We start from the raw sequence: 21,794 nt of genomic DNA on the forward strand, positions 1-21,794 counted from the left end.
CTACGCCCTGCACCATCCGCAGTATCCCGGCCGATAGGGTGACGCGGTGCCCCTGCCCGCGACGGCCGACCTCACCACCGTCGGTCCCCGGCGCGGCTGAGACATAGGGTGGTTCCATGTTGCGTGATCAGGACCTCGCCCTGCTCAACCGGCCGCTCTACGCCTTTCTCACCGTCGCAGCCCGCGGGGAGCGCTGGCCCTCGCCGCGCCCGGTGTGGTTCGAGGTGACCGACGACGGCGACCTGCAGATGTTCACCGTGGCCGGCGCGCCGAAGCTCGACCGGTTGCGGGAGAACCCGCGAGCCTCCGTCGTCGTCTCCGCGCCCGCCGGCGAGCCCGAGCACTGGGTGGCGGTGGAGGGCACGGTCACCCTCCACGACGACAGCGACGGGGCCGGCGGCGAGCTCGCGGCCCGGCTGGCCGGACGGTACTGGACCTTCGACGAGCCGCGCCACCAGCCCCAGGTCGACGAGTGGCGGGACGGGAACGTGGTACGCATCGTCCTGCACCCCGACGTCGTGAACCGCTACGCCGCCTGACCACTCTTACGGAGAATGGGATCGTGAACTTCCGCTCGATCTATCAGCACGGGTTCGCGCGGGTCGCCGCGTGCACCAACCACGCCGTCATCGCCGACCCCGCCGCGAACGCCGAGGGCATCCTCCGGACGGCCCGCGCGTGCTCGGAGCAGGGTGTCGCCGTCGCGCTCTTCCCCGAGCTGGGGCTGTGCGGCTACTCGATCGAGGACCTGCTGCTGCAGGACGCGGTGCTCGACGACGTGGTCGACGGCCTGCGGACGGTGGTGGCCGGGTCGGCCGACCTGCTGCCCGTCCTGGTCGTCGGGGCGCCGCTGCGGCACCGCAACCGCGTCTACAACTGCGCGGTCGTCGTGCACCGCGGCCGGATCCTGGGCATCGCGCCGAAGTCGTACCTGCCCAACTACCGCGAGTTCTACGAGAAGCGGCAGATCGCGGCGGGCGACGACGAGCGCGGTGGCGTCTACACCTTCGACGGCGAGGACGTGCCCTTCGGTACGGATCTGCTGTTCCAGGCCGAGGACGTGCCCGGTCTCGTCGTGCACGTCGAGATCTGCGAGGACATGTGGGTCCCGATCCCACCGAGCGCCGAGGCCGCGCTGGCCGGGGCGACGGTGCTGCTCAACCTGTCGGGCAGCCCGATCACCGTGGGCCGCGCCGAGGACCGCAGGCTGCTGTGCAAGTCGGCGTCGTCACGGTGCCTGGCCGCGTACGTCTATGCCGCCGCGGGGCTCGGTGAGTCGAGCACCGACCTGTCCTGGGACGGGCAGACGATGATCTACGAGAACGGGGTGCTGCTGGCCGAGTCGGAACGGTTCCCGCTCGACGACCTGGCCTCGGTCGCCGACGTGGATCTCGACCTGCTGCGGCAGGAGCGGCTGCGGATGGGCAGCTTCGACGACAACCGCCGCACGCACGCCGACCGGACGAACCACTTCCGGCCCGTCCGGTTCCGGCTCGACCCGCCGACCACCGACCTCGGCCTGCGGCGGCGTGTCGAGCGCTTCCCGTTCGTGCCGGCCGACAAGCAACGGCTCGCTCTGGACTGCTACGAGGCGTACAACATCCAAGTCGCCGGTCTGCAGCAGCGGCTCGGGGCGATCGGCAACCCCAAGGTGGTCATCGGTGTCTCGGGCGGTCTCGACTCGACCCACGCGCTGATCGTGGCCGCGCGGGCGATGGACCGGGCCGGCCGGCCGCGCAGCGACATCCTGGGCTTCACCATGCCGGGCTTCGCGACCAGCGCGGGTACGAAGGACAACGCGCACCGGTTGATGCGGGCGCTCGGCGTCACCGCGGCCGAGCTCGACATCACGTCGACGGCCAAGCTCATGCTGACCGAGATGGGACACCCGTTCGCGTCGGGCGAGCCGGTCTACGACGTCACGTTCGAGAACGTACAGGCCGGGCTGCGCACCGATTACCTGTTCCGGCTGGCCAACCAGCGCAACGGCATCGTGCTCGGCACCGGTGACCTGTCCGAGCTGGCCCTGGGCTGGTGCACGTACGGCGTCGGCGACCAGATGAGCCACTACAACGTCAACGGCGGCGTGCCCAAGACGCTGATGCAGCACCTCATCCGCTGGGTGGTGAGCGAGAAGATCTTCGACGACGAGGTCGGGGACGTGCTCACCGCGGTGCTCGACACCGAGATCAGCCCCGAGCTGGTGCCCGGCGCCGAGCTGCAGTCCACCGAGAGCACCATCGGCCCGTACGCCCTGCACGACTTCGCGCTGTTCCACGTGCTCCGCTACGGCCTGCGCCCGTCGAAGATCGGCTTCCTGGCCTGGCACGCCTGGCGCGACGCGGGCGCCGGGGACTGGCCGCCGAACTTCCCCGACCCCAAGCGCATCGCCTACGACCTGCCCGAGATCCGCCACTGGCTCGAGAAGTTCTGCCGCCGCTTCTTCGCCTTCGCCCAGTTCAAGCGCTCGGCGATGCCCAACGGCCCCAAGGTCTCGGCCGGCGGCTCCCTCTCCCCCCGCGGCGACTGGCGGGCCCCGTCCGACGGCAACGCCAACGCCTGGCTGCGCGACCTGGAACGCTGGGACAAGGCCGGCGCCTGGGACAAGACCACCGATGACTGACCGAGCCCGCCGGGCCCTCCTGACCGCCGCGATCCTGAGCGGCTGTTTCGTCTGGGCGATGGTGGTCGTCGGGTTGTCGTTCGCGATGGTCGATCACGGCGCTCGGCAATGGTGGGTGATCCCGCTCTTCGGGGCGCTCGTGTTGCTGATCGCCGTCCTGGCCGTACGCCGGCTGCCCGCGACCAGTCACCCGGTTGCGGTCCTCGACCTCGGGACACTGGCGCAGATGAGCGACGCCTCTGCTCCGCCGGCTGCCGTGGCCGCCGACCCGGCTGCCGTGGCCGCTCCCCCGGCGCCGGTGGCGGCGGTCGGCCCGGCCGAGCCGCTCAGTCCTCGGGAGATGGAGGTGTTGGGTCAGCTGGCCGCCGGACGTTCCAACCGGGAGATCGCCGAGACCCTCTTCGTCGCGCCGGGCACCGTGAAAGCTCATCTCAGCCACATCTTCCGCAAGCTGAGGGCCGAGAGCCGGCTTCAGGCGGTCGCCCACGCCCGCCGGTCCGGCCTGCTCGACCCGGCACCTCAACCGGCCGGGCCGGCGCGCCGAGAGGACGATCAGCCGGCGGATTAAACCCGGCATAGGCCCTTCGGCAGATGTCCGGCGGCGGCCCGCTGCCTAGCGTCGGCCGCCATGAGACCCCATCTTCCCTACGCTCTCGCAACGGTCTTCGTCGTCGTTGTCCAAGGCCTTTCGCTCGCGGAGTTCCTGCCCGTGCCGGTGGCCGTTCTCCTGGGCGCCGCCTGGGCGGTCGTCATCGGCTCCGGGGCTCACGCGGTCCGGCGGCGGCCCGGCGTCAGCGCGCGGGTGGAGAGCACGCTCATCGGTCTGGGCGTCACCACGATGGCGCTCTTCGGCTTCGGCGGCGCCATCGGCATCCTGCTGTGGAACGCCGCGCTGACGAGCCCCTCGATAACCGGCGAGACCATGGTCAAGCTGTTTCTGCCCAGCATCCCGATCGCGATCGCGGCGAACGTCCCCACCGAACTCGTGATCATCCCCGCGCTGCTGATCATCGGCTGGCGTCCGGGCCGCCGCCGGTTCCTCATCGTGCTCGCCGCCGCCCTCTATTTCGTCCTGCGCATCTGGACCTACGCCGTCTTCGCCCGGGATCGCCTGGACTTCGCGGCGGCGGAGGGCTCCAGCGCCCCGCTGACCACCGCGGAACGCAGCCACTTCGAAGCCGGCCTGCACCTCGACGACCCGCGCTGGATCCTCAACCTGGTGATCTTCGGTGTGCTCCTGCTGGCTGCCTTCGCCCAACCCGGACCCCGGCGCCGGGACGGAGTCGGGATGGCGTGATCGTTGGCGCCGGCTGCCCTCGACCCCGGCTCGCCCGTACGGTCACGGCGGGCCGGGGTCGGCAGGAGAGGCGTACCGCGGATCAGGCCTCGAGCTGCTCGCGCAGGGCCACGGCGTCGTGCAGGGCCGACATGTGCAGGAACTTGCCGTCGCGCAGCGTGTAGATGGCGAACTCGACGATCTTGATCGGCTTGCCGGTGGGCGGGACACCGAGGAACTCCTTGGCCGGCGTGCCGGTGTTGACCAGGCGCGCGCCGAGCCGGTTGCCGTCGATGACGAGTTCCTGGGTGTCCCAGTGGAAGTCGGGAACCGCGTCGACGATGCCGTTCAGCTGAGCCACGACGGCGTCCCGGGTGCCCGGCTCGCTCTGCAGCGTGATGGTCTCGTGGATGAACTCGGGCATGCGGTCGAACTGGTGAGCGTTGAGGGCCTCGATGTATCGCTCGTAGAAGTCCCGCAGATTGATGTCCGACATGATCTCGTACCTTTCCGGCGCCCCGGGTCAGGGCCATGCCTTTTGTGGGGCTGCTCGAAACGTAGGCCGCCCGCCGATGGCCGGCCAGAGTCCTCTCGCCCCCGGGGAGTCGCAGGACCCCCTTGTTCGTGATCGCCGTGATCCGCCGCCGGCTGGGCCGCGAGCGGGCAGCCGCGCGGCCGGAAAGTGTCGTAGGGCCCTGCGAGGATGCCCGGCATGGACGAGAGACTGAGCCGCCGGGCGGCGTCGGAAGCGGTCGGTGACCAGGGGTGGCGGCTGGTGCTGGGCGCGTTGTGCAGTTCGGTGGCGGTGACGTCGCTGGCCGGGGCGGTCGAGGTCGCCTCGCGGGCGGTGGCGGCCTGCGGGGCCGAGGCCGATGGGCATCTGCGCGTCGACGTACGGGCCGATCGGGTCGTGCTGACCGTGCAGACGCTCGCGATCGGGGCCGTGACCGGTCTCGACGCGCAGCTGGCCCGCGCGATCACGGCGAGCGGGCTGACGACCGAGCCCGGCGCCGGCCGGCGGTCGGTTCAGTTGCTCGAGATCGCGGTCGACGCGCTCGACATCGCGTCGGTCCGGCCGTTCTGGCGGGCGGTGCTGGCCTATGCCGACGAGCCCGGGGCCGCGGCCGACGGCCCGCTCGTCGACCCGCTCGGTCAGGGCCCGGCGATCTGGTTCCAGCAGATGGACCGGCCGCGCCCGCAACGCAACCGGCTGCACCTCGACATCTCGGTCCCCCACGACGAGGCCGCCCGGCGCATCGAGGCCGCCGTCGCCGCGGGCGGCCGGGTCCTGTCCGACACCCGGGCGCCGGCGTTCTGGGTGCTGGCCGATGCCGAGGGCAACGAGGCCTGCGTGACCACGTGGCAGGGCCGTGACGGCTGAGGCCGGTTCCGGATGGCGTCCCGGGCCCCGATGCTCGGGGCCTGGCCCCGGAAGCGGAGCCGGGCCCATGGGCGGCAATGACTGCTCCGGCCACGGCCGGGCTCCGCTTCCCAACGGGGCTCGGCTTCCCGACGGGGCTCCGCTTCCCGACGGGGCTCCGCTTCCAAACGGGGCTCCGCTTCCAAACGGGGCTCGGCTTCCAAACGGGGCTCGGCTTCCGGACGCGGCTCGGCGGTTTCGGTTCTCCTATTTCAGGGTCACGGCGTAGACGTAGACCCGCGGGTCGGAGGGGAGGGTGATCGAGCGGATCTGTTTGCCCGGCGTCAGCGGCAGGCTCGCGCCGAACAGGGCGACCGGTGGGCCGTCGACGCCCTGGCCCGCCTTGATGCGGTGGGGCATGGAGAGGACGGCGGTGGTTCCGGCGGCCGCCGTGCCGCACCAGTCGGCCACGGTCACCGACGACGAGGCCGAGGTGCCGTCGGTGTACCCGATGGTGACCGAGGTGCCCACCGGGCCGTTGTGGCTGGTCAGCACCAGGTTGGCCGACGTTCGCGAACCGGCCGGCAGCAACAGCGTCTGGCCGGTGGCGGGCACCAGGTTGGCCGCCGCTCCACCCGGGTTGGGCGCGTCGTAGGTCACGCCGCCCCAGGTGACCGGGCCGGCCGCGGGCATCAGGGCGGCGTCGTAGCTCCAGCCGCTGCCGTCGAAGTTGCCCTCGGCCGTCGCGGCGACCGTGGCTGTCCCGTCCCGCGAGCGCAACGACGAGAGGTTCACCGCGCACTGTCCCGCGGCCGACGACGCGGCGCACGTCACCGGCGCCGTCACGACCAGGTTCGCCTTCTTCGTCAGGGCCGGGCCGGCCCCGGTCACCGTGACGGTCAGCGGGTAGGTCCCGAGGGCCGTGCCCGCCGGCGCGGTCACGGTCACCGCCGCCGTGCCCGAGACCGGCTGGTTCCGGGACACCAGCGGGCCCGGCTGGCGTACGGTCGCCGACCAGCCCGCCGGCGCCGTGGCCGCCACCCGGGGCTGCACTGTCCCGGGCGCCTGACCCACCAGGTCGACCGTGAGCGTCGCGGATCCGCCGGGTGGGAGGGCCGCGGTCGTGGGACGGACGGCGGCGTCGAGGCGGGTGCGGTTGTCGAGCGGGGCCTGGTTGACCGACGGCGGTTCGGCGGCCGTCGACGTGCCCCAGGCCGACGGGGAGGTGCCGAGCGTGTGCGCGACCGTGCCGCCCGTTCCGATCGCCGACCACGGCACCCAGTTGCGGGTCAGGGCCGAGCCGTTGACCTGGACGCCCTGGATGTAACGGCTCTGGTCCGAGGCGCCCGGCGCGGTGATGGTCAGGGTGCCGCCCTTGAGCGCCAGCACCGCCGACGGGAACTGCGGGCTCGACACGGCCAGGAAGTTCGCCCCGCTCATGGTCGGGTAGAGGCCGAGCGACGAGAAGACGTACCAGGCGCTCATCGTGCCCAGGTCGTCGTTGCCGGTCATGCCGTCGGGGCCGGTGGTGAACAGGGTCATCGCGGCCCGCACGACCGTGGCCGTCTTCGCCGGCGCCCCGGCCCAGTGATACATGTACGGCGCCAGCAGGTCGGGCTCGTTGTTCGGGTTGTAGGTGGCCTTGGCGTAGTAGTCGTACGGGCTGGCGATCCAGTCGGTGCGCGCGGTTCCGGCCGGGTCGGTGAGCAGCTTCGGGTACGCGAAGAAGTCGTCCAGCCGCCGCTCGGTCGCCGCCCGTCCGCCCATCAACCGGACGAGCCCGGCCGGGTCCTGCGGCACCAGCCACTGGTACTGGTGGGCCCCGCCCTCGTGGAACTGCTGGGCCGCGGCCACCGGGTCGTACGGGGTCAGCCAGGTGCCGTCGACCGTGCGCGGCCGGAACTGCTGGATCGAGGAGTCCCACAGGTTGCGGTACCACTGCCCCCGCCCGGCGAAGAGCTGCGCGTCGGCCGTCCGGCCCAGCCCGGCCGCCATCAGCGCGAGCGAGGCGTCGGCGGCCGCGTATTCGAGCGTCGCCGAAGCCGGGTGCACGCAGTCGTTGTCGCCGCCCTTGTGCACGCAGTCCTTGCCGAGCTCGAGCCCGGACGGGATGTAGCCGCGGTCGCTGTAGTACCGGACCCCGGTGCGCCCGTTGTAGGGCGAGCCCGCCGGTGGTTCGCTCAGGGCGTTCGCGCGCAACAGGTCGTACGCCGCGGCCTCGTGACCCTTCAGCAGCCCCTTGGACCAGGCCTCGACGAGGAACGGGGTCACCGGGTCGCCGGTCATGATGTTGGTCTCGCTGTTGACCAGGGCCCACCGGGGCAGCCAGCCGCCGTCCCGGCCGATCGCCAGCACGCTCAGCGCCACATCCCGTGCCACGTCGGGCGTCAGCAGCTCCAGCAACTGGTTCTGCGGGCGATAGGTGTCCCACAACGAGAAGTTCTGGTACGGCGTGTAGCCCACCGCCTTGTGCACGGCCCGGTCGAAGCCGACGTACGAGCCGTCGACGTCCCCGGCCAGGTTCGGGTGCAGCAGCGAGTGGTAGAGCGCCGTGTAGAACGCCGCGCGCCTGTCCTCCGTACCGCCGCCGATCGTGACCTTGCCCAGGGCAGCCGCCCACTTGGCCCGCAGCGCCGCCCGGGTCGCGTCGAAGTCGAAGCCCGCCGTCTCGGCCGCGAGGTTGGCCCGGGCCCCGGCCACGCCGGTGTACGAGAGCCCGACCTTGACCACGACGTCCCGATCGGCCGAGGCGTCGAACGTGACGTAGGCGCCGTTCGAACCCGACCCGGCCGCGTCCCGGCTCCCCGCTGTACGGGCCGAGCCCCGCCACGTGCCGAAGGCAGCGAACGGCCGGTCGAACGAGGCGGTGAAGTAGACGGTGTGGTCGTCCTTGCCGGCGCAGAAGTTGCCGGCCTCGACCCGGCCCTCGATCGTCCGGTCCCCCACGACGTGGATCTCGGAGTCGAACACGGACTGGTTGGCCTTGCCGGTGTTGAACAGGACGTTCGCCGCCGCGGTGGACGGGAACGTGTAGCGCTGCCACCCGGTGCGCTCGGTCGCGGTGAGCTCGGCCTTCACGTCGTACGTCCGGAGCCCGACCCGGTAGTAGCCCGGCGAGGCCTCCTCGTCGTCGTGGCTGTACGCCGACCGGTAGGCGTTCGGGTCGACGCTGGTGATCGCCCCGGTGGTGGGCATGATCGGCAGCTCACCGGCCACGCCGCAGCCCACGCCGGAGAGGTGCGTCTGGCTGAAGCCGTAAATCGTGGACTGCCGGTGGTCGTATCCACCCTGCCCGCCGGTGTCCGGGCTGACCTGCACCATCCCGAAGGGGGCGCTCGCGCCGGGGAACGTGTTGCCGAAGTTCTCGGTGCCCACGAAGGGCCGCACCAGATCGACCGGGTCGGCGGCGCTCGCCGCGGGCGCGGCCACCGCGGGAGTCAGGGCCAGGACGGCGCTGAGCAAGAAGTGCATGGATGAACCTCCCGTGACCGGTGTGATCAGGCCGTGACAACGTTGTCACCTTGTAGTGACGTTCGTCAATGCCTCTGCTCCCCAATTGCACGGCCGAAGCCCTCAAGGCCGCCCGGCCCGGCCCGATCTAGGCCCTACGACCGCCCACCTCGGGGCAGTTCCTGGCCGACCGGAGACACGTCTGATGGCAGCGAGCACCGAACCGCGGGCCGAAAGCCACCGCCCGACCGGGTGGTATCGGCTCTGCCTCCTGGTCGGCGCCTTCGTCGTGGCCTTCGCGTTCGTCCTGAGCACCGGTGCGGGCGGGCCCGACCTCGGCCTCGTCGTCTCCAACTTCGGCCTGTGTTTCGCCGCGATCGCCGCGGCCGTGGCCTGTCTGGGCCGCGCCCGGCTGTTCACCGGCCGGCTGCGCTGGGGCTGGGCCCTGATCGGCCTGGGCGTGCTGAGCTGGGGCCTGGGACAGGGCGCGGCGTGCTACATCCAGACCGTCCTCGGCCACGAGGTGCACCTGCCGTCGGAGGCCGACCTCGGCTACCTCGGCATGGTCGTGCTGACCCCGATCGGCCTGCTGGTGCTGCCGAGCCGGGCCGAGGCGCTGGCCGGGCGGGTCCGCAGCGTCCTGGACGGCCTCATGGTCGCCGCCTCGCTCGTGCTGATGGCCTGGATCTTCGTGGTCCAGCCGCTGCTCGACGCCGGCCAGAGCAGCCCGCTCGCCCTCTACGTCAGCCTGGCCTACCCGCTGGGCGACGTGGTGATCGTCACCATGGTGCTCTACATGCTGGCGCAGCAGCGCCGCAGCGGCCGGACCTTCAACCAGCTCGCGCTGGTCGGCGTGGGCATCGCGGCCTTCGCGGTCTCCGACATCGGCTACGCCTACCTCAACCTGCTCGGCAGCTACAGCCCCGGCGGCGTCACCGACATCGGCTGGTTCACCGGGTTCTCGCTCATCCTGCTGGCCGCCTTCAAGCCGGCCCGGCGCACGGACGACGTCGTCGAGGACGGGAGCGGCCAGCCGGTGGGCATCCTGCTGCCGTACGTCGCGGTCCTCGCCGCCCTGTTCACCTCGGTCGTCTGGTACGCCGCCACGGGCCACAGCAACGGGTTCGTCGCCTACACCCGCTCGGTCCTGATCCTGCTGATCGTCGGCCGCCAGCTGCTCACCCTGCGCGAGAACCGCAACCTCACCCGTACGCTCGAAGCCCGCGTCGCCGCCCGCACCGCCGAGCTGTTCGCCAGCGAGCAGCGGTTCAAGGCCCTGGTGCAGCACAGCTCCGACGTGGTCACCGTGGTCAGCCCCGAGGCCGACGTCCTGTACCAGAGCGAGTCGGTGCACCGCGTCTTCGGCTACCCGGCGCGTTTCCTGCACGGCCGCCGCCTGGCCAAGCTGCTCGACCCCGAGTCCGGCATCCGGCTGGCCCAGGCGCTGCGGCAGGTCGCCGGCCGGCCGTACGCGACGACCGTGCTCGAGCTGACCGTCCAGCACCGCGACGGGCGGCTCCGGCAGGCCGAGATGACCATCACCAACCTGCTCAGCGACCCCAGTGTCGCCGGTCTGGTGCTCAACACCCGCGACATCAGCGAGCGCAAGGAGCTGCAGGACCAGCTCGTCCACGAGGCCTATCACGACGCCCTGACCCAGCTGGCCAACCGCGCCCTGTTCCGCGAGCGGGTCAGTGAGGCCCTGCGCGGCCGTCCCGCCGGCGGCGAGGTCACCGTGCTGTTCCTCGACCTCGACGGGTTCAAGGAAGTCAACGACAGCCTCGGCCACCTCGCCGGTGACCAGCTGCTCGTGCAGGTGGCCGACCGGCTGCGGGCCTCGGTGCGCGACGTCGACATCGTGGCCCGGTTCGGCGGCGACGAGTTCGCCGTGCTCATCGAGTCGGAGTTCGGCGGCGACGACGCCGAGCAGGTCGCGCAGCGCATCATCGACGTGCTCGAGGAGCCGTTCGCCAGCGACAGCCGCGACATCCACGTGCAGGCCAGCATCGGCCTGGCCGCGGCCGGGCTGCTGGCCGACGACGAGGCCGACGGCGCCGAGCAGCTCATGCGCAACGCCGACCTGGCCATGTACAAGGCCAAGTCGGCCGGCGGCAGCGGCTACGCCAGCTACGACCCGGAGATGCTCTCGGGCCTGGTCGCCCGGCTCGAGCTCGAGGCCGACCTGCGCGTGGCGCTCGAACGCGACCAGATCCGCCTGCACTACCAGCCGACCGTCGACCTGGGCAGCAGCGAGGTCATCGGCTTCGAGGCGCTGGCCCGCTGGTTCCACCCCGAGCGCGGGCTGATCCCGCCGGCCGAGTTCATCCCCATCGCCGAGGCCACCGGGCTCATCGTGCCGCTCGGCCGCTGGGTGCTGCGCGAGGCGTGCCGCCAGGCCGTCGAGTGGAGCAACGCCGGCAACGGCCGCCCGGTCAAGATGGCCGTCAACGTCTCGGTCCGCCAGTTCGACCGGGCCGACCTGGTCGACGTGGTCGCCGAGATCCTGGCCGAGACCGGCATGCCGGCCGACCAGCTCTGCCTCGAGATGACCGAGAGCGTGCTGATGACCGACACCGACGACAACCTCGAGCAGCTGGTGCGGCTCAAGGCGCTCGGCGTGACGCTGGCCATCGACGACTTCGGCACCGGCTACTCGTCGCTGGCCTACCTGCGGCGCTTCCCGGTCGACACCCTCAAGATCGACCGCTCGTTCGTCGAGCGGCTCGGCGCCCTGACCGACGACACCGCGCTGGCCGACACCATCGTCCAGCTCGGCAAGAGCCTCGGCATGGCCACGGTCGCCGAAGGCATCGAGGAGTTCGGGCAGCTCGCCGCGCTCCGCGACATGGGCTGCCACTTCGCCCAGGGCTACTACTTCTCCCGCCCCGTGCCGGCCGCCCAGGCCGGACGGCTGTTCCTCGAAGGCGCCGACCCCCGTTTGGAGATCCCCGCATGACCGCGTGGCCCACCCCGCTCGCCCCCGCGACGCTCGGCGGGATCGTCGACATGCCGACGCCGTACCTCGTGACCGACCTCGACACGATCGCCGACCGGTACGCGGCGTTCCGCGCGGCCCTGCCCGGCGTACACGTGCACTACGCGATGAAGTGCAACCCGGCCGAGGAGATCCTGCGCACCCTGCACGCCGAGGGCTCCGGTTTCGAGGTGGCCTCCATCGGCGAGCTACGGATGCTGCAGGCGATCGGGGTCGACCCGGCCGACGTGCTCTACAGCAACCCGGTCAAGCCGCCCGCGCACATCGCCGCGGCGCACGCGGCCGGCCTCTGGCGGTTCAGCTTCGACTCCCCCAACGAACTCGCGAAGATCGCCGAGCACGCCCCCGGCTCGGCCGTCTACGTCCGGCTGCGGGTCGACGACGAGGCCAGCGTCTTCCCGCTGTCCCGCAAGTTCGGCACCGACGTCGAGGACGCGTACGACCTCCTTCTGCTGGCCGACCGGCTCGGCCTGCGACCGTACGGGGTCACGTTCCACGTAGGATCGCAGTGCGGGCGGCCGGAAGCGTGGGCCGAGGCGATCGACACCGCCGGCAAGCTCATGGACCGGCTGCGCCACGACGGCATCCACCTCGAGATGCTCGACCTGGGCGGCGGTTTCCCGGCCCGCTACACCTCCGGCGTGCCGGCGATCGACGAGATCGGCGCGGCCACGACCGAGGCGCTGGACGCGCTGCCGTACCGCCCGGGCCTGATCGTGGCCGAGCCCGGCCGGCACCTGGTGGCCGAGTCGGGCGTGCTGGCCTCGACCGTCATCGGGCACGAGCGCCGGGACGAGGAGAACTGGCTCTACCTCGAGGTGGGCGCGTTCAACGGCCTCATGGAGGTGCTGCAGACCCCGGGCGGCTGGGACTTCCCGATCCGGACGTCGCTGTCCTCCCCGGGTGAGCTGATCCCGTACACGGTCACCGGACCGACCTGCGACAGCAGCGACACCATCGGGTACGGCATCATGCTGCCGGCCGGGCTCAAGACGGGCGACGTGCTCTACATCGGCTCGACCGGCGCCTACACCCTGGCGTACGCCTCGAACTTCAACGGTTTCGACCAGCCGACCCCCCTGTTCGTCGGCTCCCTGGTCGACGCGGTACGTCCACGTGGCTGATCTGCCGGTGGCCCGGCGCGGGCGCCGCCGGGCCGGTCCCGGCGGCATGCGTCGTGCCGGCCGCCTGCGCGAACTGGTCCTCTCGGGCATCGTCGACTCGTTCGGCATGGCCCTGGGCTGGACGTTCGTCGTGCTCATCGCCACCGCCCGGGGCGGGCTGGCCGAGGCGGCCCTCTACAACGCCGCCATGCTCGTCGGCGTCGTGCTGTCGGCGCCGGTCACCGGCTGGCTGGCCCGCCGCCTGAACGGCCGGACCCTGCTGCGCGGGGCCGCGGGCATCGAGGTGCTGCTGCGCTTCGCCACGCTGTACGGCCTGATCGCCGGCTGGCCGTCCTGGCTGGTCGCGCTGCTCGTCACCCTGCAACACGTGGCCGCCTGGGCCGGTTTCGCCGGCATGCGGGCCGAGGTGTCCGCGGTGGACGCTTCGCCCCGGTCCATGACCCGCTACGCCGTGGCGATCGCCGGGGTCGAGGCCGCGGGCACGGCGCTCGCGGCGCTGCTGCCGACGGGCACGTTCGGCTATCCGACGGGGTGGCTGCTGATCGCCGTCTTCGTCGTCTATCTGGGCTCGCTGCTGCCGACGGTGCTGGTCGCCCGGCGCGCCCGGATCACCCCTTCGCCGCCGCCCCGCTTCGCCAGGGCCACCACCGCCTCCACGTCCGGCTCCTCCGCGGAACCGGCCGCCGCGCCGTGCCCCGCCCACGCGGGCGCGGTGTCGGCCGGAGCTCGCGCCGCTCTCCCCGGCCCGGCCGCCGACTTCTCCGCACCGGCTCCCGGGCTCCCCGGCTCCCCGTCGGCAGATCCGGCTCCCGGGTCGGCGCCCGCCGGCGCGGCTCACACGTCAGTGCCGGCGCGCTGGCGGCACGCGGCCGGGTCGCCCGCGACTTCGGCCGGTTGGCAGCTCCCCCAGCCCCGCATGCTCCTGGCCGGTGCCGGCGTCATGCTGCTGGCCTCCGGTCCGACGCTCCTGGCCGTACCCGTGGTCGCGGAACTGCACGGCCACGAATGGGTCGCCCTCTCGGCGATCGCGTTCTGCCTCGGCACCCTGCTGGCCACCCGGGCCGTCGCCCTCCTGAGCCGCCTGCGGCTCCCCGCCGTCCTGCGCTGGTGCCTGTGGGGTCTCGGCATGCTGGCCGGCTGGATCCTGGCGCCCGTCTACGCGCCCATGGTGCTGGTGGCCCAGTTCGCCGCCGGCCTGAGCCAGACAGCGTTCGAGGGCGACATGGACGCCCGGGTGGCCGCCGAGGCCAAGCCGGAGTCCCTCACCCGGGATCTGGCCTACAGCGCCTCGGTCCGGGCGATGGGCGGCGCGCTCTCCGTGCGCCTGCTCCCCATGGTCGTCGCCACCTCGGCCATCGGCGTGGCAGCGAGCGCATCCGCCCTGATCCTCGGCACCGTCACCCTCGTTCTGTGGGCCGGCTTGTCCACAGCCCCCCGCCTGCTCCGCCGCCCGGTTCCCTCCTGAACCGGCCTGCCCTGTGGACAACCAGCCCGCCGTCCTTGACATCGTTCTAAGGTCACCCCATCTCCCGGGCGGGTGGGCAGGCCAGGAGTCGTAAACCGCTTGACGGCGCGGCGGTGCGATCACGACCATGACCGCATGACAACTGCGCGTGGCATCGCTTCGCTTCTCCGGTGCCCTGTGACGACTGCGGGCCGATGACCCTCTAACAGCAGCGCACACTTCCCCGGCACCGGGACGACCTCGTTATCCCGGAGCGTTCGCGCATGTCCTCGTACCGTCTCTATCTGCTCATCTGCGGCGCCGGCTCGTTCGCGGCCAAGATGGCCTTCACCCTCAACCTGATCTATCAGGCGACCGTCGTCGGACTGTCGCCGCTTCAGCTCGTCCTCGTCGGCACGCTCATGGAAGCCGTGTGCTTCGTCGCCCAGGTCCCCACCGGCGTGATCGCCGACCGCTACAGCCGCCGCCTCAGCGTCATCGCCGGCTACCTGCTGATGGGCGCCGGCCTGCTCGTCTGGGGCCTGCTTCCCACGTACGCGGCGATCCTCGTCGCCAACGTCATCTGGGCGATCGGCGCAGTCTGCGTCGACGGCGCCGAGGAGGCCTGGGCGGCCGACGAGATCGCCCCCGACCGGGTGACCAGGGCCTTCGTACGCGGTGGTCAGCTCACCCAGGCCGGCGCGCTGCTGGGCATCGTCGCCGCGGTCGGGCTGACCGCCGTCGAACCGGCCCTGCCCATCGTCGCCGGCGGCGTCCTCACGCTGGCCCTCGGCGTCCTGCTGACGGTGGTCATGCCCGAGACCTGGCGCCCGGCCCCGACCGGCTCCTGGCGCTCGGCCCCGCGCGACTCGGGGCGCTCGGCCCCGCCCGACTCGGGGCGCTCGGCACCGACCGAGTCATGGCGCTCGATGCGCCGCCAGGTCGCCGACGGCGCGCGAGCCGTGCGGCACAGCACGGTGCTGGCCGGCATCCTGGGCGCGACGCTCTTCGCGGGCATGAGCAGCGAGGGCTTCGACCGGCTGAGCCAGCCGTTCCTGCTGCCGTTCGTGGGCGACCACCCGGTCGAGCTGGTCTTCGGCGCCCTCTCGATGATCGCCGCGCTCGGCTCCATCGTGGTCACCGGCCTGGCCGGCCGATGGATCGACGTCGTACGCCCCCAGCGCGTCGGCCGCGTCCTGGCGGCGCTCCAGGCCCTCACGGCGGCCGGCCTGATCGGCCTCGGCTGGGCCGGTCACTGGTGGGCGGCGGTCGCCCTCTATCTGGCCGTACGCCTGCTGCGCGACTCGACCGGCCCGATCCTCAACGTCTGGCTCGTGTCGGCGACCGCGCCGGAGTCCCGGGCCACGGTCTTCTCGATCGTGGCCCAGGCCGACGCGCTCGGCCAGGTCGCGGGCGGCCCACCGGCCGGCTTCGTGGCCCAGCGCCGCGCGATCGGCGCCGGCCTCTCGGTGGCCGGCCTGTTCGTGCTGCCCGCGGTGGCCTTGCTCGCCCTGGCCGCCAAACGGTCCCCGGACCCGCAACCCACGACACCCGCCGAGCCGGCCACCATGTCGTAACCATCAGGGGTGCGGCGGCGCTTTCCCTCAGCGTCCGCCGCACCGGCCGAACCCGACGGGAGCTCCACCGAGGCAGCTGTACGTGGCGATGAACATGCGACCGGCCGGGTCAACCGATGCGGCGGCGGCGCAGCAGAGACGCGACTTCGAGCTGGAACGGGAACGGCTCCTCGGTTGCCAGCACCTGGCCAGGACCGGCGACATCAACCGAGGCGTAGTGGTCGCCGTCCAGCCGCTGGAGGTGCAGCTCCACGGAGTCTTGGGGCTGCTCCACCCGCAGATACCAGCCGATCCGCGCCGCCGCGTACAACTGAGGCTTGAGCAACCGATCCGTTCCAGCGTTGCTCGGTGAGATCACTTCGATGACCAGCTTGGCTTCGGCGGCCTCGACCGTCGTACCGACGTCGTCGGTATCGGCCACGAGCAGATCCGGCTGCAGGATGCGCCCGTCGGCCAGCCGCAGATTGACGTCCTGCAGCACCAGGAGCCCGGCTTGCTCGGCAGCGTCGTAGAGGCCCATCGCCAACAAGAAAGCAGTGTGCTGGTGACGCTTGCTCGGTGCAGGACCGATCCACAGGCTGCCATCGACCAGCTCGACGCGGCTCGACGTGTCACCCAGTGCGAAGAACTCGTCCTCGCTCCACGGCTCCGGATGCTCCAGCACTGCCACGCTCATCGGATCGCCGAATGCCCAGGCATTTTCGCCGCGGTCCGCGTTGAGTCCGCCCGTAGCCGCTTCGGCAGTTCGCCGCCGCTCAAGCAGCCTCGCCGCCCTGCTCGAAACCGACCTTGAGACGTACGTCCAACGCCGTCGCCAGCCGTTCCAGCACCGGCAAGGTAGGAACGGTTCCGCCGGCTTCGAACCGGGCGACGGCGGACTGCGTCATTCCCGAAGCCTTCGCCAGCTCGGTTTGACTCCAACCCCGGCGCTCCCGAAGTTCCCGAGCAGAACGACCGAGCTCGAACGCCAGACGTGCAGCGTCGTACGCCTCCGCGGCACCCGGCTCACCCATCCGCCGCTCCCGCATCGCGGCCCAACCGCCGCTATCACTCATGACCCCGCCTCCTCGTCGTCGACCTCGTGCGCCTCGTCAAGCCCCGCGCCACCGAGCCGAGCCCGACCCGGCCGAACGGCCACCACCGACGCCCGACCGATCCGACCAGGCCAGGCCGGGGCCGGGGCCGGGGCCGGGCCAAAGTCGGCCCCCGTTACGAGCTCGGTCGGCGCAGCAGGTAGGTGTCCATGATCCAGCCGTGCTGTTCGCGGGCCTCGGAACGGGTCTTGACGATGTCGTCGGCTACGTCGGCGACGCGGCCGGAACGCAGGATCTCGTCGGGCGTGCTCACGTAGGCGCCCCAGAAGATGTCGGCCTCGGGGTGGGCGGTGAAGGCCTGCTGGGCGTCGAGCATCACGACCACGTCGTCGACGCCGTCGGGCCAGCCCTCGGCGAGGCGGCGGCCGGTCGTCACCTGGAACGGCCGGCCGACCCGGTTGAGCGGCACCCGGTGCTTCGCGGCGAGCGCCGAGACGCTGCTGATGCCGGGAATCACCTCGTACTCGAATTCGATGGTCCCCCGGGCGAGCACCTCGTCGAGGATCGCCATCGACGAGTCGTACAGCGACGGGTCGCCCCACACCAGGAAGGAGCCGGTCTCGCCCTCGCGCAGGTGCTCGACGAGCATCTCCTCGATCACCAGCGCCCGGCGGTGCCGCCAGTCCTCGACCGTGCCCTCGTAGTCGGCCGGGGCGCGGTCACGGTCGGGATCGCGGCCCGAGATCATGCGCCGGGTGGGCTTCGAGTAGCCGCGAATGATCCTCTCCCGCAGATCGATCATGCTCTGCTTGGTCTCGCCCTTGTCGAGCAGGAAGAAGACGTCGGTACGCCCGATCGCCTTGGCCGCTTGCAGGGTGAGGTGGTCCGGGTCGCCCGCGCCGATCCCGATCAGACTGATCTTCCGCACCCGCACCAGTCTGCCCGACCCCCGCGGCGCGACGGCAGGCGAGGGGTCGGGTTGTCAGTCCGGCAGGATCGGGACCGAGGGGCCCAGCTCGCGGCCGATGGTGGCGGCCCGGGAGAGCGACGACGACCCGAACCGGTCGCGCACCGCGTCCACGGCCACGTCGAGGCGGTCGTCGTCGGCCTCGTCGAACAGGGACGGCTGGACGTGGCCGTCGCCGTCCAGGTTGCTGACGGCCACGCCGACCAGGGTCAGGCCGCGGGTGGCGATCAGTGGCCGGGCCTCGTGCAGCAGGGCGCGGGCGGTCGCCTGGATCGCGCGGGTCTGCATGGTGGCCTTGAGCAGGGAGCGGGAGCGGGTGGCCCGGCCGAAGTCGTCGAAGCGCAGGCGGATCGTGACCGTGCGGCCGGCCCGGTGGGCGCCACGCAGACGGCGGCTCACGCGGTCGACCAGCGCGTCCAGGGTGGCCTCGATCTCGGTGAACGGGCGCGGCCGCCGGCCCAGCGCGCACTGGGCGCCGATCGAGCCGCGGCGGTGGCCGACCCGGACGCGGCGGGGGTCTCGGTTGTGGGCCAGCGCGTGCAGATGGTGGCCGGCGCCCGGGCCCAGCATCGACACCAGCGCGGCCTCGCCGACGCGGGCCACGTCGGCGACCGTGGTGATGCGGTGCTCGCGCAGCTTGGCCGAGGTGATCGGGCCCACGCCCCAGAGCCGTTCGACCGGCAGTGGGTGCAGGAAGGCCAGTTCCGCGCCGGCCGGCACCTCGAGCAGACCGTCCGGTTTGCCGACCGCGCTCGCCACCTTGGCCAGGAACTTCGTGCCGGCGATGCCCACCGTGATGGGCAGGCCGACCCGGGCGCGGACCTCGGCGCGCAGGCGGGCCGCGATCTCGCGCGGGCTGCCGCTGACCCGGAGCAGGCCGCTGACGTCGAGGAACGCCTCGTCGATGGAGATGCCCTCGACCAGCGGAGTCGTGTCGCGGAAGATCTCGAACACCGCCTTGCTGGCCGTCGAGTAGGCCGTCATGCGCGGTGGCACGAGGATCGCCGACGGGCACAGCGCTCGGGCCTGGGCGATGCCCATCGGGGTGCGTACGCCTCGGGCCTTGGCCTCGTAGCTCGCCGCGAGCACCACCCCGCCGCCGACGAGCACCGGTCGCCCGCGCAGGGCCGGGTCGTCACGCTGCTCGACCGACGCGTAGAAGGCGTCGAGGTCGGCATGCAGAATGGCCACAGCGCCACTATAGAACACTTGTTCGAAACCCAGAATGGCCGCATGACACGACCTCATCTGGCCGAGCGGTTCGACCTGCAACCCCACCCCGAGGGCGGCTGGTTCCGCGAGACGTTCCGCTCCGAGCAGACCTTCGAACCGGACGGGTACGCCGGTCCGCGCGCCGCCGCGACCGCCATCTACTTCCTGTTGCACCCGGGCGAGCAGTCGGCCTGGCATGTGGTGCGCTCGGACGAGCTGTGGTTCTGGCACTCGGGCGGCCCGCTGACGCTGCGCTTCGGGGGTGACGGTGAGCACCCGAAGGAGGAGAGGACCGTCACGCTCGGTGTCGGGGAGGGCCAGCATCCGCAGGTCCGGATCCCGGCCGGGGTGTGGCAGGCCGCAGAGCCCGCGAGCACGGAGTACGTCCTGGTCAGCTGCGTCGTGGCGCCGGGCTTCGACTTCGACGACTTTCGTCTCGACGACAACGGATCGTAACGAAGTATTCGTCCGGATCGTGACGCCGGTCATGTTCCTCGGGGAATTCGGCGGCAAGAATCTCCGTTGGTCACACCAGACCTGGGCCCACCCCGCCCGGGCCAAGCAGAGAAGAACTCCGCCTGGAGGAACCACCATGTCGCCTCACGGCGCGACGGTACGGGAGCTCGACCAGCTCACCTGCCGCGTGTTCGACAGCACCCGCTCCGGGACGCGGCTCGCCGCGTACCGGATCGACGGGACCTTCTACGTCGACATCGACCTGCCGGGAATCGACAAGGCCGGTATCGACATCTCGGTCGACGACGGCATCCTGACCGTTCGCGCGGAGCGCCGTGCGGACGCGGACCCGACCGGTACGCCGGCCGCGGGCCCGGTGACTCGCGAGGTTGATCTGAGCGAGTCCGAGTCGCTGGACACCGATCGTCTCGAGGCCCGGTGCGACAACGGAGTGGTCACCTTGAACATTCCGGTCGTCGTCGAGCCCCGTACGAGCGAACTGGCGGCCGCCGCCGCCTGACCGAGAAGCGGTGAGAACCGCCGAACGAAAAAAGCCGCGCGGACTCCGCGCGGCTTTTTCGTGGGCCGGTCGTCAGTGCACGAACTGCAGCCAGTTGAGGTTGACGAACTCGGCGTCGTCCTCGCGGACGAAGGTCAGGTAGACCGTGTGCCGGCCGGTGGTCGGCGTGAGGTCGACCTGGTCGGTACGCCAGCTCTGCCAGCCGCCGGTGCGGGTGACCTTCATCGTCCCGATCGGCGGCTGATCAGGCTGGTCGAGCCGGATCTCCATGCGGCCGCCCTCGAGGTCCGACGCGACTCGCACGTCGAGCTTGGTCGCCGCGACCGGCCCGAAGTCGACGTCGTCGAAGCGCAACTGGTCGCCGTCGGAGATCCAGCCGAGGTTCTGCCCGCCGCCCTCGTCCTCGGTGTCCTGCGGCTGGGCGCCCACGTTGTCGTCGGCCGCCTCGGCCTGCAGCGTCGGGTAGACCGTCGGCTCGGGCGCCTCGGTCGGGGGCGGCGACTCGGCCGAGGGCGTGGACGGCGTCACCGCGGCGGCAGGCGGCAGAGCGACGGCCGGGGCCGGGCTGTCCTGCCAGCGGCCGAGGCCGTACCCGGCCAGCAGCAGGCCGAGCCCGGCGAGCGCGAAGAGCGAGCGCTGCCGGACCCGGTAGGCCTTGGTGCGATAGACGGATTGACGGGGTGGCGGCACCAAGGTCAGGCCGTCTCCGCGAGAATCGACTCGGTGGGCGGCTCGGCGAAGTGGCACGCCACCCGCTGGGCCGGGGCCCGCTCGATCAGGGCCGGGTCCTCGGTCGCGCAGATGTCCTGAGCCTTCCAGCAGCGGGTGCGGAAACGGCAGCCCGACGGCGGGTCGACCGGGCTCGGCACGTCGCCGACCAGGCGGATCCGGTTCTTCGGCGGGACACCGCGGACCACCCCGATGTCCGGCACGGCCGAGAGCAGCGCCTGCGTGTACGGGTGCTGGGGCTTCTCGTAGAGCGCGTCGCGCGGCCCCTCCTCGACGACGCGGCCGAGGTACATGACCGCGACCCGGTCGCAGAAGTGGCGCACCACACCGAGGTCGTGCGCGATGAAGACGAACGCGATGCCGAGCTCGGCCCGCAGGTTCTCCAGCAGGTTCATCACCTGCGCCTGGATCGACACGTCGAGGGCGGAGACGGGCTCGTCGGCCACGATGATCTTGGGTCGGGCGGCCAGCGCGCGGGCGATGCCGATGCGCTGCCGCTGACCGCCGGAGAACTCGTGCGGGTAGCGGTTGTAGTGCTCCGGGTTGAGGCCGACGACCTCGAGCAGCTCCTGCACCCGGGACAGCTCGCCGCTCTTGGCGACCAGGCCGTGCGTCCGCAGGGCGGTGCCCACGATCGTGCCGACCGTGTGCCGCGGGTTCAGCGACGAGTACGGGTCCTGGAAGATCAGCTGGATCTCCCGGCGGTACGGGCGCAGCTGACGCTCGGACATGTGCGCGATGTCGACACCCTGGTAGCGGATCTCGCCGGCGGTGGGCTCGAGCAGCCGCGTGATCAGGCGCGCGGTCGTCGACTTGCCACAGCCGGACTCGCCGACCAGGCCGATCGTCTCGCCCGGCCGCACGGTCAGGTCGACCCCGTCGACGGCCTGCACCCACTGGGTGCGGCGGGCCAGGAAGCCCTCACCCTTGGTCTTGAAGTGCATCTTGACGTTGTCGAGCTCGAGCAGCGGAGCCCCGGGCACCGAGCGGATGCCGGACTTGGCGGTGGTGGTATCAGCTGTCATCG

19 protein-coding genes are annotated in these 21,794 nt (G+C 71.8%); 11 read left to right on the top strand and 8 right to left on the bottom strand.

Going from position 1 to position 21,794, the window contains the following annotated elements; genetic code table 11:
• The first annotated feature begins 116 nt into the window (after positions 1–116).
• The 4 genes from HJC40_RS28750 to HJC40_RS28765 are packed head-to-tail and all read left to right on the top strand — an operon-like array spanning position 117 to position 3,920.
• Complete coding sequence (locus tag HJC40_RS28750; protein WP_250005760.1) at positions 117–539, top strand: pyridoxamine 5'-phosphate oxidase family protein; 423 nt, start codon at positions 117–119, stop codon at positions 537–539.
• A 23-nt stretch (positions 540–562) separates the two neighbouring features.
• A complete protein-coding gene (locus HJC40_RS28755; protein WP_250005762.1) occupies positions 563–2,623 on the top strand; it encodes an NAD(+) synthase in 2,061 nt (686 codons plus the stop codon).
• On the top strand, positions 2,616–3,191 hold the full coding sequence (locus HJC40_RS28760) for a helix-turn-helix transcriptional regulator (RefSeq protein WP_250005764.1): 576 nt from the start codon (positions 2,616–2,618) through the stop codon (positions 3,189–3,191). The genes HJC40_RS28755 and HJC40_RS28760 overlap by 8 nt, the downstream gene beginning before the upstream one ends.
• A 60-nt stretch (positions 3,192–3,251) precedes the next feature.
• A complete protein-coding gene (locus HJC40_RS28765; RefSeq protein WP_250005766.1) occupies positions 3,252–3,920 on the top strand; it encodes a hypothetical protein in 669 nt (222 codons plus the stop codon).
• A gap of 82 nt (positions 3,921–4,002) precedes the next feature.
• Here the strand turns inward: HJC40_RS28765 and HJC40_RS28770 are convergent, their stop codons facing one another.
• Positions 4,003–4,395 carry an ester cyclase gene (locus tag HJC40_RS28770; protein WP_250005768.1) on the bottom strand — a complete coding sequence of 131 codons (393 nt, stop codon included), beginning with the start codon at positions 4,393–4,395 and terminating at the stop codon, positions 4,003–4,005.
• A gap of 216 nt (positions 4,396–4,611) precedes the next feature.
• Between HJC40_RS28770 and HJC40_RS28775 the strand changes: the two genes are divergently transcribed.
• On the top strand, positions 4,612–5,280 hold the full coding sequence (locus tag HJC40_RS28775; RefSeq protein WP_250005770.1) for a VOC family protein: 669 nt from the start codon (positions 4,612–4,614) through the stop codon (positions 5,278–5,280).
• Between the two features lie 246 nt (positions 5,281–5,526).
• Here the strand turns inward: HJC40_RS28775 and HJC40_RS28780 are convergent, their stop codons facing one another.
• Positions 5,527–8,730: a GH92 family glycosyl hydrolase gene (locus tag HJC40_RS28780; RefSeq protein WP_250005772.1), complete on the bottom strand. Its 3,204-nt coding sequence runs from the start codon at positions 8,728–8,730 to the stop codon at positions 5,527–5,529.
• A 184-nt stretch (positions 8,731–8,914) separates the two neighbouring features.
• On the opposite strand from HJC40_RS28780, the gene HJC40_RS28785 reads away from it, so the two are divergent.
• From HJC40_RS28785 to HJC40_RS28800, 4 genes are all read left to right on the top strand, one after another.
• Positions 8,915–11,665, top strand: coding sequence for a bifunctional diguanylate cyclase/phosphodiesterase (locus HJC40_RS28785; protein ID WP_250005774.1), 2,751 nt, complete (start codon positions 8,915–8,917; stop codon positions 11,663–11,665).
• Positions 11,662–12,828 carry a type III PLP-dependent enzyme gene (locus tag HJC40_RS28790; protein ID WP_250005776.1) on the top strand — a complete coding sequence of 389 codons (1,167 nt, stop codon included), beginning with the start codon at positions 11,662–11,664 and terminating at the stop codon, positions 12,826–12,828. The genes HJC40_RS28785 and HJC40_RS28790 overlap by 4 nt, the downstream gene beginning before the upstream one ends.
• Entirely contained in the window at positions 12,821–14,293 is a 1,473-nt protein-coding gene (locus HJC40_RS28795) for a hypothetical protein (RefSeq protein ID WP_250005778.1), read from the top strand. Before HJC40_RS28790 ends, HJC40_RS28795 begins: the two co-directional genes overlap by 8 nt.
• A gap of 263 nt (positions 14,294–14,556) precedes the next feature.
• Positions 14,557–15,849: an MFS transporter gene (locus HJC40_RS28800; protein ID WP_250005780.1), complete on the top strand. Its 1,293-nt coding sequence runs from the start codon at positions 14,557–14,559 to the stop codon at positions 15,847–15,849.
• A gap of 109 nt (positions 15,850–15,958) precedes the next feature.
• Here HJC40_RS28800 and HJC40_RS28805 read toward each other — a convergent pair whose 3' ends face one another.
• The 4 genes from HJC40_RS28805 to dinB form a co-directional block, all read right to left on the bottom strand.
• Positions 15,959–16,525 carry a Uma2 family endonuclease gene (locus tag HJC40_RS28805; RefSeq protein WP_250005781.1) on the bottom strand — a complete coding sequence of 189 codons (567 nt, stop codon included), beginning with the start codon at positions 16,523–16,525 and terminating at the stop codon, positions 15,959–15,961.
• Positions 16,526–16,604: 79 nt separating this feature from the next.
• Positions 16,605–16,904: a helix-turn-helix transcriptional regulator gene (locus HJC40_RS28810; RefSeq protein WP_250005783.1), complete on the bottom strand. Its 300-nt coding sequence runs from the start codon at positions 16,902–16,904 to the stop codon at positions 16,605–16,607.
• Positions 16,905–17,058: 154 nt separating this feature from the next.
• Positions 17,059–17,811 carry a precorrin-6A synthase (deacetylating) gene (cobF, locus tag HJC40_RS28815; RefSeq protein WP_250005785.1) on the bottom strand — a complete coding sequence of 251 codons (753 nt, stop codon included), beginning with the start codon at positions 17,809–17,811 and terminating at the stop codon, positions 17,059–17,061.
• A 54-nt stretch (positions 17,812–17,865) separates the two neighbouring features.
• A complete protein-coding gene (dinB, locus tag HJC40_RS28820; RefSeq protein ID WP_374273061.1) occupies positions 17,866–19,098 on the bottom strand; it encodes a DNA polymerase IV in 1,233 nt (410 codons plus the stop codon).
• Here dinB and HJC40_RS28825 point away from each other — a divergent pair.
• Complete coding sequence (locus tag HJC40_RS28825) at positions 19,084–19,518, top strand: cupin domain-containing protein (RefSeq protein WP_250005790.1); 435 nt, start codon at positions 19,084–19,086, stop codon at positions 19,516–19,518. The two genes, dinB and HJC40_RS28825, sit on opposite strands and share 15 nt — an antisense overlap.
• Positions 19,519–19,654: 136 nt before the next feature.
• Entirely contained in the window at positions 19,655–20,038 is a 384-nt protein-coding gene (locus HJC40_RS28830) for an Hsp20/alpha crystallin family protein (protein ID WP_250005791.1), read from the top strand.
• Positions 20,039–20,110: 72 nt separating this feature from the next.
• On the opposite strand, the gene HJC40_RS28835 is transcribed toward HJC40_RS28830, so the two are convergent.
• Together HJC40_RS28835 and HJC40_RS28840 are read right to left on the bottom strand one after the other, a co-directional pair.
• Positions 20,111–20,728, bottom strand: coding sequence for a carbohydrate-binding protein (locus HJC40_RS28835; RefSeq protein WP_250005793.1), 618 nt, complete (start codon positions 20,726–20,728; stop codon positions 20,111–20,113).
• 5 nt (positions 20,729–20,733) lie between these two features.
• Complete coding sequence (locus HJC40_RS28840; protein WP_250005795.1) at positions 20,734–21,792, bottom strand: ABC transporter ATP-binding protein; 1,059 nt, start codon at positions 21,790–21,792, stop codon at positions 20,734–20,736.
• Positions 21,793–21,794: the final 2 nt, after the last annotated feature.

Source organism: Actinoplanes sp. M2I2, assembly GCF_023544445.1.
Taxonomy (GTDB): Bacteria; Actinomycetota; Actinomycetes; order Mycobacteriales; family Micromonosporaceae; genus Actinoplanes.